At 62.9% G+C, this 12,556-nt stretch carries 7 protein-coding genes; all 7 read left to right on the forward strand.

The annotated features are described in order from the left end of the window. The first annotated feature begins 337 nt into the window (after nt 1–337). The 7 genes from N2597_RS17440 to N2597_RS17470 all read left to right on the forward strand — a co-directional run bounded on the left by N2597_RS17440 (nt 338) and on the right by N2597_RS17470 (nt 12,479). On the forward strand, nt 338–2,206 hold the full coding sequence (locus N2597_RS17440; protein ID WP_077990683.1) for an adenylate/guanylate cyclase domain-containing protein: 1,869 nt from the start codon (nt 338–340) through the stop codon (nt 2,204–2,206). Nucleotides 2,207–2,301: 95 nt separating this feature from the next. Further along, entirely contained in the window at nt 2,302–2,979 is a 678-nt protein-coding gene (locus N2597_RS17445) for a response regulator (protein ID WP_038691288.1), read from the forward strand. After that, on the forward strand, nt 2,976–4,358 hold the full coding sequence (locus N2597_RS17450; protein WP_077990684.1) for a sensor histidine kinase: 1,383 nt from the start codon (nt 2,976–2,978) through the stop codon (nt 4,356–4,358). Before N2597_RS17445 ends, N2597_RS17450 begins: the two co-directional genes overlap by 4 nt. Nucleotides 4,359–4,468: 110 nt before the next feature. After that, a complete protein-coding gene (locus N2597_RS17455; protein WP_183598214.1) occupies nt 4,469–7,792 on the forward strand; it encodes a transglutaminase family protein in 3,324 nt (1,107 codons plus the stop codon). Between the two features lie 24 nt (nt 7,793–7,816). After that, a complete protein-coding gene (locus N2597_RS17460) occupies nt 7,817–10,234 on the forward strand; it encodes a circularly permuted type 2 ATP-grasp protein (protein WP_106795930.1) in 2,418 nt (805 codons plus the stop codon). Then, a complete protein-coding gene (locus tag N2597_RS17465; RefSeq protein WP_183598212.1) occupies nt 10,231–11,118 on the forward strand; it encodes a transglutaminase family protein in 888 nt (295 codons plus the stop codon). The genes N2597_RS17460 and N2597_RS17465 overlap by 4 nt, the downstream gene beginning before the upstream one ends. A 119-nt stretch (nt 11,119–11,237) precedes the next feature. After that, nucleotides 11,238–12,479, forward strand: coding sequence for a vWA domain-containing protein (locus tag N2597_RS17470; RefSeq protein ID WP_183598210.1), 1,242 nt, complete (start codon nt 11,238–11,240; stop codon nt 12,477–12,479). Nucleotides 12,480–12,556 lie beyond the last annotated feature (77 nt).

Below are 12,556 nucleotides of genomic sequence, written 5' to 3' on the forward strand. Positions count from 1 at the left end.
CCCGAGCGTGCGGATGGGAGCAAGGGCGCGCCGGAGCGGGACCCTCGATCAGGCCGGGCGCAACTCGATCACTAATGGTTTTCGATGCCAACCGGCAAGCTTTCACCAAGCCGTATATTTCGTTTCCGCCGACGCGCACCCTTGTTCACCACAAAGGATTAGCAATCGAGGCCATCCTTCACCCTTTTAGAGTATTGATGAAGATTGGCGACGATATAGGGTGCGCTACCGCGTCAAACCGTCGAAACCGCCCGAATTTCTATTTCGGGGGACGACTCTGCGCGACAAAAACTCTATAAAAAGCTGGGTTATTCTGGGAAGATCCATGGGAGGGGTCATGGAACGACGACTGAGCGCTATTCTCGCTGCGGATGTCGTCGGCTACAGCCGACTGATGGGCGTCGATGAGTCAGGCACGCTGCAGGCGCTGAACCGCCATCGCTGCGAGCTGGTCGATATCAGGATTTCGGACTACAAGGGCCGGATCGTCAAACTCACCGGCGACGGCATCCTTGCCGAGTTCCAGAGCGTGGTGAATGCGGTCGCCTGCGCCGCCGAAATCCAGCGCAGCATGTCGACCCGCAACGAGAACGTTCCTAAGGATGAGCGCGTCGAATTCCGTATCGGAATCAATCTCGGCGACGTTGTCGTCGAAAACGGCGACATCTTCGGCGACGGCGTCAATCTTGCCGCCAGACTCGAGCGTATCGCCGCGCCCGGCGGCATCGCCGTGTCGGCTTCGGTGCGCGATCAGGTCGGCTCGCGCCTCAATCTTGGCTTCGAATTTATCGGCGAACACATGCTCAAGAACATCCGGCAGCCCGTGCAGGTCTATACCGTCACCCTCACGCCGCCCTCTTCCGCCAGGCTCACCGCGCAGAACCGCAATACCTGCTTCATCGCGGTGTTGCCTTTCACCAATATGAGCGGCGACGCCGACCAGGATTATTTCTCCGATGGCATCACCGAAGACATCATCACCGATCTCTCCAAGATTTCCAGCCTGCACGTCGTGCCGCGCAATACGATCTTTACCTACAAGGGCATATCGGTGAAGTTGAAGCGGCTCGCCCAGGAACTCGGCGTGCGCTATGTGCTCGAAGGCAGTGTGCGCATCTTCGACAAGCGCGTGCGCATCTCTGGCCAGCTGATCGATACCGCCAACGGCGATCATCTCTGGGCCGAGCGCTACGACCGCGACCTCACCGACATCTTCGCCATCCAGGACGAGATCACCCATGCGATCGTCGGCCAGTTGAAGGTGCGCCTGCTGCCGGAAGAAAAGAAGGCGATCGCCAACGAGCCGACGGCCAATGTCGAGGCCTATACCTATTATCTCCGGGGCCGCCAGCTTTCCCACACCTGGACGAAATCCTATCTGCAGCTCGCCAGGCGCATGTTCTGCAAGGCAGTCGAGCTCGATCCGGATTATGCCCGCGCCTATGCCGGCATCGCCGATTGCGACGCCGCGATCCGCGACTGGGCGCCGGACGATGTGCCGCTGGGACGCATCCTCGAGATGAGCGCCCGCGCGCTCGCGCTCGATCCGGATCTTCCGGAGGCCCATGCCTCGCACGGCTTGGCCCTGCATCAGAGCGGCTACGACGATCGGGCTGCGGCGGCTTTCGAACGAGCCCTGACACTCGACCCGAACCTCTTCGAGGCGAATTTCCATTATGCCCGGTTCTTCTTCATGCACGGAAACTTTGCCGAATCCGTTCAATATTTCACCCGCGCCGCCGAAATCCGCCCTGACGACTATGTCTCGCCGATCCATCTGATGGCCGCCTACCATTCGCTCGGCCGCGGGGTGGACAGGGAAAACTGGGCGCGCCTCGGCTTGCTGCGCGCCGAACGTGCGCTCAATCTCAATCCGGAAAATTCCGGCCCCGCCCATCGCGGCGCGCTGGCGCTTGCCCATCTCGGCGATGTCAAACGTGCACGCGACTGGGCGGCGCGGGCGATCGCCATCGATCCCGACGATATTGTCGCCCAGTATAATCTCGCCTGCGTCTATTCCGTCCTCGGCGATGTCGACCAGGCGATCGACCTTTTGGAGAAGCTGCTGCCGCACAGCTCCGTCTACCATATCAAATGGTTCAACAATGATTCCGACCTCGACAACATCCGCGACGACCCGCGCTTCCAGAAGCTGCTCGCCGCCGCGATGACTCAGCGCGAGGAGATGGAGCGGGCGGGCAGCTGAGATCGGTCTCATCCGGCCCGTTCACCAATCTTCAAAATCGCTGTGACAACCCGTCTTCACCCCTGTAACGTCGCTTGAAAAACAGGGGAACATCCGTGCGCATCCTGCTCACTGAAGACAATATCGCGCTGGCCGACGGGCTCTCGGCGATCTTGCGCGGCACAGGCCATGCCGTCGATGTCGTCCATGACGGGGCCTCCGCCAATGCCGTCATCGCCGCGGAAAATTTCGATCTTGTCATTCTCGACCTCAATCTGCCCGAGATGGACGGGCTCGACGTGCTGCGCGCCATGCGCGCCCGGCAGAATCAGGCAGCCGTGCTGATCCTGACGGCGCGCGGCACACCGGAAGAACGGGTGAAGGGTCTCGATCTCGGCGCCGACGATTATTTGATCAAACCGTTCGATATTGCCGAATTCGAGGCCCGCGTACGGGTGCTGCTGCGCCGCCAGGCCGGGCTGCGTTCGGCAACGGTCAGCTTCGGCGGTATTTCTTTCGACCTCAATTCCCGCACCTTTTCATCAGGCGACACCCCTCTTGATATTCCCGCCCGAGAACTTGGCCTGCTCGAAATCCTGTTCATGCGGGCCGGCAAGGTCGTCGCCAAGGAGGCGATCATTCAGTCGCTGACGGCCTTCGATGATGACATTTCCGCAAACGCCATCGAACAATATGTCAGCCGGCTGAGAAAGCGCCTCTCGCCGCACGGCCTGACGGTCAAGACTGCCCGCGGCATCGGCTATTATCTCGACAAGCTGCCCGAGGCTTCATGAAATCCGCCTATTCTCTCAGGCGCCGGCTGCTCTTCTGGCTGCTCGTCTCCACGGCCGTCATCGGCATGCTGGCGCTTGCCGACACCTATCGCGAGGCTGTGCAGACTTCGAACATCGTCTCCGACCGTGTTCTCGCCGGCTCGGCGCTCGCTATCGCCGAACGCGTCGTCGTCGCCGAAGACGGCACGCTGCAGGTCGATATCCCTTATGTGGCGCTCGAAATGCTGACCTCGGCCGCGCAGGACCGTGTCTTCTACCGCGTCGACGGCCCACCGGGCCAATTCATCACCGGCTACCAGGCTCTGCCGGTCCTGCAGAAGACGCCGAGCGGTGCGGCCGCCTTCGCCGACGACACTTTTCGCGGCGAGCCGATCCGCATCGCCACGCTCGAACGTTCCGCCTCGACCGGCATCCGCTCGGTGCCCTTCGTCGTAACGGTCGCCGAAACCACGATCGCCCGCCGGCAGTTGACCCAGGCGATCCTCGTGCGCTCGGCATTGCGCCTCGCCGTCATGATCGCCGGAGCGGCGGTCATCGTCTGGATCTCGGTGACGATGGCGCTCCGTCCGCTCTACAAGCTCGGCGACGCGATCGGCGAGCGCAATCCCGACGATTTGCATCCGATCGAACAGACCGTTCCGAGCGAGGTCGAGCCGCTGGTCGATACGGTCAATTCCTTCATGGTCCGCCTGCAGTCGGCGCTCGATGCCCTGCGCAATTTCACCGGCAATGCCAGCCATCAGCTGCGCACGCCGCTGGCGATCATTCGCACCCAGCTTGCGCTTTCGGTCCGTGCCGGCTCGCTCGGTGAAGCCCAGGCGGCGGCGCTGAAGGGCGATCAGGCCGTCGCGCATGCCGAACGCATTCTTGCCCAGCTTCTGCTGATGGCGAAGATCGACGCAGCCACCGCCAAGGAGGCGCTGACCGCCTCCGCCATCGATCTCGCCGCCATCGCCCAGGAAATCACCGGCGAACAGATCCCGGCCGCTGCCGTCGCCGGCATCGATCTCGGCTTCGAGGGCGAGAGCCCGGCAATGATCCGCGCCGAGCCGCTGTTGATCGGCGAAATGCTGCGCAATCTTGCCGGCAATGCCATCGCCTATGCCGGAAAGGGGGCTGAAGTCACCGTCCGCGTCATCGCCGCCGCCGAGACGATCCGCCTCGAAGTCGAGGACAACGGCCCCGGTATTCCGCGCGAGAAGCTGGAGGCGGTGCGCCGCCGTTTTTCCCGCGGCAATGATTCCGCCGCGCCCGGCGCCGGCCTCGGCCTTCCCATCGTCGAGGAAATCGCCAATCTTTTCAATGCCGTCCTGATTTTGGAGCCCGGACCAAGCGGCAGCGGGCTGAAGGTGGCCGTCACCTTTGCCAAGGCGCCGTAAAAGCCATCGCCACGCCGGCCATTGCACCTTGCTTTCTTTCGCTGCATTGCACAGACTGGTTTTGGGAACAGCAAGCCGCACGACGATGCGCGCCGGATAAAAAGAGAAATATGTCGATCAAAGCCAGCATCTACCACCTGACGCATTACATCTATGACAAGCCGGTCCGCCTCGGCCCCCAGATTATACGGTTGAAACCGGCCTCGCATTCGAAGACACGGGTGCTCAGCCACTCGCTGAAGGTCACGCCTTCCAACCATTTCGTCAATCTGCAGCAGGATCCCTACGGCAATTATCTCGCCCGCTACGTCTTTCCCGATCCGGTGACGGAGTTCAAGATCGAGGTCGATCTCGTCGCCGACATGACGGTCTACAACCCGTTCGACTTCTTCGTCGAAGAGGAAGCGACCAAGTGGCCCTTCGATTATCCTGAAACGATCCGCGAGGATCTGTCGATCTACATGACGCCCGAGCCAGCCGGCCCGCGCCTGAAGGCGTTGCTGCCGACGCTCGATTGGTCGCCGGGCCAGGCGACGATCGATATGGTCGTCGGTTTGAACGCCCGCCTGCAGCGCCAGATCGGCTATGTCATCCGCATGGAAGCCGGCGTGCAGACGCCGGAGGAGACGCTGGAAAGCGCCAAAGGCTCCTGCCGTGACACCAGCTGGCTGCTCGTCCAGATCCTTCGCCATCTCGGCCTTGCCGCCCGCTTCGTCTCCGGTTACCTCATCCAGCTGACCCCGGATCTGAAGGCGCTCGACGGCCCCTCCGGCACCGAAGTCGATTTCACCGATCTGCATGCCTGGGCGGAAGTTTATCTACCGGGCGCGGGCTGGGTCGGCCTCGACCCGACCTCCGGCCTCCTGACCGGCGAAAGCCACATCCCGCTGGCCGCCACGCCGCATTACCGCAATGCCGCGCCGATCTCCGGCGGTTACTTCGGCGAGGCCGGCACCGAATTCGCTTTCGACATGAAGGTCTCGCGCGTCGCCGAACACCCGCGCATCACCAAGCCCTTCTCCGATGAAAGCTGGGACGAGCTCAACGAGCTCGGCGAGAAGGTCGACCACGTCCTCGAAGCAGAGGACGTACACCTGACGATGGGCGGCGAGCCGACCTTCGTCTCGATCGACGATTTCCAGTCGGCCGAATGGAATACCGACGCTGCCGGCCCGACCAAGCGTGAAAAGGCCGACAGCCTGATCCGCCGGCTGCAGGAGCGCTTCGCCCCCGGTGGCTTCCTGCATTACGGCCAGGGAAAATGGTATCCGGGCGAAAGCCTGCCGCGCTGGACCTTCTCGCTCTACTGGCGCCGCGATGGCAAGCCGATCTGGCAGAACCTCGATCTGGTCGCCGCCGAAGGCAAGGATACCGGTGTTGCGGCCGAAGATGCCGAACAGCTGCTGACGGCGATTGCAAGAGAACTGGCGATCAAGCCCGACATGGTGCAGCCGGCCTTTGAGGATCCGGCCGACTGGATCATCAAGGAAGGCAATCTTCCCGAAAACGTCGATCCGACAAATTCGAAGCTGAAGGATCCCGAGGAACGCAACCGCATCGCCCGGGTCTTCGATCGTGGCCTCACCGTCCCCACAGGCTACATCCTTCCGGTCCAGGCATGGAACGCCAGGGCCGCTGAAAGCCGGGTCTGGGTCAGCGAGAAATGGCGCACCCGCCGCGGCAAAATCTTCCTTGTGCCGGGCGACAGCCCGATCGGCTACCGCCTGCCGCTCGGCGCTCTGCCCTATGTCCCCCCGGCACGCTATCCCTATATCCATCCCGCCGATCCGACGATCCCGCGCGAGCCGCTGCCCGACGTTTTCGTACCGGCCGGCCGCGCCATGCCGGAAGCCTCCTTCCAGGCCGGCGAGAGTAATCGCAGCCGGATCGAACAGACGCTTGAGATCGGCGGCGCGGTGCGCACCGCCATGTCGGTCGAGCCGCGCGACGGCAGGCTCTGCGTCTTCATGCCACCGGTCGAGCGCATCGAGGATTATCTCGAGCTGATCGCCGCGGCCGAAAACGCCGCCGCCGAACTCAAGCTCCCCGTCCATATTGAAGGTTATCCGCCACCGCAGGACGAGCGCATCAACGTCATCCGCGTCGCTCCCGATCCCGGCGTCATCGAGGTCAACATTCATCCGGCCTCGAACTGGAGGGAATGCGTCGACATCACCACGGCGGTCTACGAAGAGGCGCGCGCCACCCGGCTCGGCGCCGACAAGTTCATGATCGACGGCCGCCACACCGGCACCGGCGGCGGCAACCATGTCGTCGTCGGAGCAGCCAATCCGAACAACAGCCCCTTCCTGCGCCGTCCGGATCTGTTGAAGAGCGTCGTCCTCCACTGGCAGCGCCACCCCTCGCTCTCCTACCTCTTCTCAGGCATGTTCATTGGCCCGACCAGCCAGGCGCCGCGCATCGACGAAGCGCGCCACGACACCCTCTACGAGCTGGAGATCGCCATGGCGCAGATCGCGGCTCCCGGCCGTGGCCAGCCGCCGCTGCCCTGGCTCGTCGACCGGCTGTTCCGCAATCTGTTGACCGATGTCACCGGCAACACTCACCGCGCCGAGATCTGCATCGACAAGCTGTTTTCGCCCGACGGCCCGACCGGCAGGCTCGGCCTCATCGAGTTCCGCGGCTTCGAGATGCCGCCGAATGCACGCATGTCGCTTGCCCAGCAATTGCTGGTGCGCGCGCTGATCGCCCGCTTTTGGGTCAACCCGGTCGACGGCAAATTCGTTCGCTGGGGCACGACCCTGCACGACCGTTTCATGCTGCCGCATTTCGTCTGGGCCGATTTCCTCGACGTGCTCGCCGACCTTCGCGAAAACGGCTTCGACCTCAGCCCGGAATGGTTCAAGGCCCAGCTCGAATTCCGCTTCCCCTTCTGCGGCGAAGTCGAATACGAGGGCTCGAAGCTGGAACTGCGCCAGGCGCTCGAGCCTTGGCATGTCATGGGCGAGGAAGGCGCGGTCGGCGGCACCGTCCGCTATGTCGACTCCTCCGTCGAGCGCCTGCAGGTGCGGTTCGAGACCAGCAATACGAGCCGCTACACCGTGACTTGCAACGGCCGCACCCTGCCGCTGACGCCGACCGGCACGGCAGGCGTGTCGGTCGCTGGCGTCCGCTACAAGGCATGGCAGCCGGCTTCGGGTCTGCATCCGGTCCTGCCGGTCAACACGCCTTTGACTTTTGACATTTATGATACATGGTCGAAGCGTTCGATCGGCGGCTGCATCTATCATGTTGCCCATCCGGGCGGCCGGACCTATGACACCTTCCCGGTCAACGGCAACGAGGCGGAAGCAAGGCGGCTCGCCCGCTTCGAACCGTGGGGACATACGGCAGGCGGTTATATCCCGCGCGCCGAGACGGGTTCGCTTGAATTCCCGCTGACGCTGGATCTGCGGCGGCCCGTCGGAATTTGAGCCGGGGTTGGGATGTGAGTTTTGATGGGTAAAAGGCCTGCAGCGGAGCGCAGGGGCGAGGCAGAGGATCGCATCGGCAAGCATGCGGCCTTCGACTATGCGCCGCTTCCCGGCACTGCCGACGAGATGGTCGACAATAATGGCGTCGTCCGCCCCGTCTGGCAGCGTTTCCTCTCGCATCTCGGCGCAATGCCGGAAAAGGATCTCACCGAACGTTTCGCTCGCGCCGACCGCTATCTCAGGGATGCCGGCGTCTTCTACCGCGCCTATGGCAGCAAGGGCACCGGCGAGCGCGCCTGGCCGATCTCGCATATCCCGGTGCTGATCGATGAGCGCGAATGGCAGGCGCTGTCGGCGGGCCTCGTCCAGCGCGCCGATTTGTTGGAAGCGATCGTCGCCGATATCTATGGCGACAACCGGCTGGTGAAGGAAGGCGTCCTGCCGCCGGCGCTGATCGCCGCCAATCCCGAATTCCAGCGCCCGCTCTCCGGCATCAGACCGGCATCCGGCCACTATCTGCATTTCTGCGCTTTCGAGATCGGCCGCGGCCCTGACGGTAACTGGTGGGTTCTCGCCGACAGGACGCAGGCGCCGTCGGGCGCCGGTTTCGCGCTGGAAAGCCGCGTCGCCACCACCCGTGCCTTCTCGGATATCTACGCCGAGACCCCGGTCCACCGCCTCGCCTCCTTCTTCGGCGCCTTCCGAGATGCGCTGCAGGGCATGAAACATTCCGGCGACGACCGCATCGCTGTGCTGACACCGGGCCCGGCCAACGAGACCTATTACGAACACGCTTACATCGCCCGTTATCTCGGCTTCATGCTGCTGGAGGGCGAGGATCTGACCGTGGTCAAAGGCCGCGTCATGGTGCGCACCGTCGCCGGCCTGAAGCCGATCGGCGTGCTCTGGCGCCGTCTCGATTCCGCCTTCGCCGACCCGCTGGAATTAAACCAGAATTCGCATATCGGCACACCCGGCCTCGTCGAAGCCTTGCGCACCGAAAGCGTCACCATCGTCAATGCGCTCGGCACCGGCATTCTCGAAACCCGGGCGCTTCTGGCCTTCATGCCGATCATCTGCCGCCGTCTGCTCGGGCAGGATCTGCGGCTGCCCTCGATTGCGACCTGGTGGTGCGGCCAGGAGGAAGAACGCGAGCACGTCGCCAAGAATATCGAGAAGATGGTGATCGGCCCGGCCTATTCCCGGGCGCCCTTCTTCGACGACGACGGCGAATCCGTGCTCGGCTCGTCGCTGCGGGCGACCGCCAGGGATTCCATCACCGACTGGCTGAGTTCGGACGGCCCCAAGCTTGTGGGACAGGAGGTCGTCACACTCTCGACGACGCCCGCCTGGGTGGACGGCAAGCTGGTGCCGCGGCCGATGTCGCTGCGCGTCTTCGCTGCCCGCACCGCCAATGGCTGGCAAATCATGCCCGGCGGTTTTGCCCGCATCGGCTCCGGTGCCGATGTCGCGGCGATCGCCATGCAGTCTGGCGGCGCAGCCGCCGATGTCTGGATTGTCAGCGACAAGCCCGTCGAGCGTCACACGCTGCTGCCGGCCGAAGGCAGCTTCACCCGCAACATGCCGGGCAGCCTTCCGAGCCGGGCAGCCGACAACCTGTTCTGGCTCGGCCGCTACATCGAACGCGCCGAAGGGGCGTTGCGCATCTTGCGCGCCTGGCACTCGCGTTATGCCGAGGTCGCCGATCCGAGCCAGCCGCTGCTCGCTGATGTCTCCGCCTATCTCGCCGCCGTCGATATCGATACTGCCGAGGCAGTGCCGGAAACGCTGTTGCGCAACATCGACAGCGCGGTTTATTCGGCAAGCAACATTCGCGACCGTTTCTCGCCGGATGGCTGGCTGGCGCTCAACGATCTCGCCAAGACGGCCCGCCGTTTCCGCGTCACCGTCACTGCCGGCGACGACGCCAGCCACGCGATGACCATTCTTCTGCGCAAGCTCGCCGGTTTTGCCGGCCTCGTGCACGAGAACATGTACCGCTTCATGGGCTGGCGCTTCCTCTCGCTCGGCCGCTATATCGAGCGCGGCCTGCACATGACCCGCCTGCTCGGCCACATGTCCGGCCCGGAAGCGCCCGACGGCGCGCTCGACATGCTGCTCGAGATCGGCGACAGCGTCATGACCCACCGCCGTCGCTACAACGTCAATACGGCGCGGCTGACGGTTACCGATCTGCTGGCGCTCGATCCGCTCAACCCGCGCTCGGTGCTCTTCCAGGTGAACGAGATCCACCACGAGGTCGAGCAATTGCCGAATGCCCTGATCAACGGCCAGATGTCGCCCTTCTACCGCGAGGCGATGCGGCTTCATTCCGGCCTGGCGGTGATGACGCCGGAGGGCATGGGGCCTGAGGTCTATCAGCGGTTCGAACGCGAATTGGAGCAGCTTTCCGACCTGCTCGCCCAGACCTATCTCGGGTGACGGCAGTGCTTTACGACCTCTCGCTCCGCATGGGTTACAGCTACGACGTGCCGGCCTCCGGCGCTCGCCACATCATGCGCCTGATGCCGCTGTCGCTGACCAACCGGCAACGCCTGGTCGCCGGCTCGATCACGATTTCGCCGACGCCGGACGAGCAGTCGCATTTCGTCGATTTCTTTCAACACTCCGCCACCGCCTTCATGCTGCGCGCGCCGCACGAGGCGCTCGACATTCGCATGCAGGCCCGCGTGCAGGTCGAAAGCCAGCCGATCGCCGCCGATTTCTCGCCGCTGCTTGCCGATCTGCCCGAGGAAATAGCAGGCATCTGGTCGCTGGCGCCGGATTCGCCGCACCACTTTCTCGGCGAAAGCCCGCGCCTGATGCAGACGCGCGAGATCGCCGACTATGCACGAAGCTGCGCCAAGCCCGATCTGACGGCGATGCAGATCGCTCATGCGCTCTGCACCCGCATCAACAAGGATTTCACCTACGATCCCGACGCGACGACGGTCGATACCACGCCGCTCGAGGCTTTCAAGCTGAAGCGCGGCGTCTGCCAGGATTTTACCCACGTCATGATCCTGGCGCTCCGAAGTCTCGGCATTCCGGCCGGTTACGTATCCGGTTTCCTGCGCACCATACCGCCGCCCGGCAAGGAACGGCTGGAAGGGGCCGATGCCATGCATGCCTGGGTCAGGATCTGGTGCGGCGAGACGATCGGCTGGATCGAGCTCGACCCGACCAACGACATATCAACCGGCACCGACCACATCGTCGTCGCCTATGGCCGCGATTATTCCGACGTCGTCCCCGTTATCGGCGTGTTGAAAAGCTATGGCGGCCAGCGCGCCGTCCAGGCGGTCGACGTGATCCCGCTGAAATAAGCCAATCCCAAAACTGGAAAAAACCGCCGATTCGTTAAAATTATATTGACGCCGTAAGGACGGCGTAAAGAACCAGCATGCGTTAATCACCTGACAGGGTTTCCAGTTGGGTGAACATGATGAGCACCTTCTTTTTGCATCCCTGCCTGCGACGCATGTTCAGCGATCGAGGCGGTAATTTCGGTATCATGACGGCGATTTTGGCGCCGGTTCTTCTCGGTGCCGCCGGCATGGCGGTCCACGTCGGCGATATGCTGCTCTCCAAGCAGCAACTGCAGGAAGCCGCCGACTCGGCGGCGCTTGCGACCGCCACCGCGCTGGCGAATGGCAAGATCCAGACCTCTGAGGCCGAGGCCTACGCGCGGAATTTCGTCGCCGGGCAAATGGCGAATTATCTGCAAAGCGGCGTCGATATTAAAAGCGCGACGGGCGTTAGCGTGCAGACAAACACATCGGGAAACTCGACATCCTACCAGGTAACGGTTTCGCCGAGTTTCGACCTGACAGTCAATCCGCTGATGCAGGCGGTCGGCTTCACCACGCAACACCTTTCGACATCAGGCACGACGATCGGCGGCGGCCATTCCCAGACCCAGGGCCAGGGCTCCATCTCGATGTATCTGGCGCTCGATAAATCAGGATCGATGGGAGAAGACACGGGGACCGTCAACGAGGAGGATCCCACGGAATCCTATACCTACCCCTGCAATCCTCACTATAACAAAAAGGGCAAGGAGGTCTGGGACACCTGCACCGGCAGCCGCGCAAACTACTATACAAAAATAGAAGCGCTGAAGATGGCCGCCGGCAATCTCTTCGTCCAGTTGAGCGGCGCCGATCCCAACGCCCAATACGTCCGCACCGGCGCGGTATCTTACGATATCGTTCAATACGCACCCAGCAGTCTCGCCTGGGGAACTATTGGTGTTTCGAGCTATGTCAATGCGCTTCAGGCGGGAGGCGGCACGAATTCCAGCGGCGCTATGAGCACCGCCTATTTGTCCCTGACGGCAAAGAATGCTGCGGGGAACGACGCCGAAGACTCCGCCCACAAGCTGAAGAGCGGGCAGATACCGCAGAAGTACATCGTCTTCATGACGGACGGCGACAATAACAACGACAGCAGCGGCGGCCGTTCATATGACACGCTGACCAAGGCGACATGCGACACTGCCAAGTCCAAGGGCATCGAGATCTATACGATCGCCTTCATGGCGCCCCCGGGCGGACAAGCGCTGCTGCAGTATTGCGCCTCAGATGCCTCGCACTATTTCCAGGCGGAAAAAATGGAAGACCTTTTCGCCGCATTCAAAGCGATCGGAGCGAAGGCGTCCACTCAAGTGACGCGCCTGACGAACTGACGATCCTGCCAACCGAGAGCCGACCAAAAGAGCCGAGCCGGAACAAACCGGCGCGGCCTTTCGCTATCGCTACCCCA

Source organism: Rhizobium sophoriradicis (genome assembly GCF_025200795.1).
Classification (GTDB): domain Bacteria; phylum Pseudomonadota; class Alphaproteobacteria; order Rhizobiales; family Rhizobiaceae; genus Rhizobium; species Rhizobium sophoriradicis.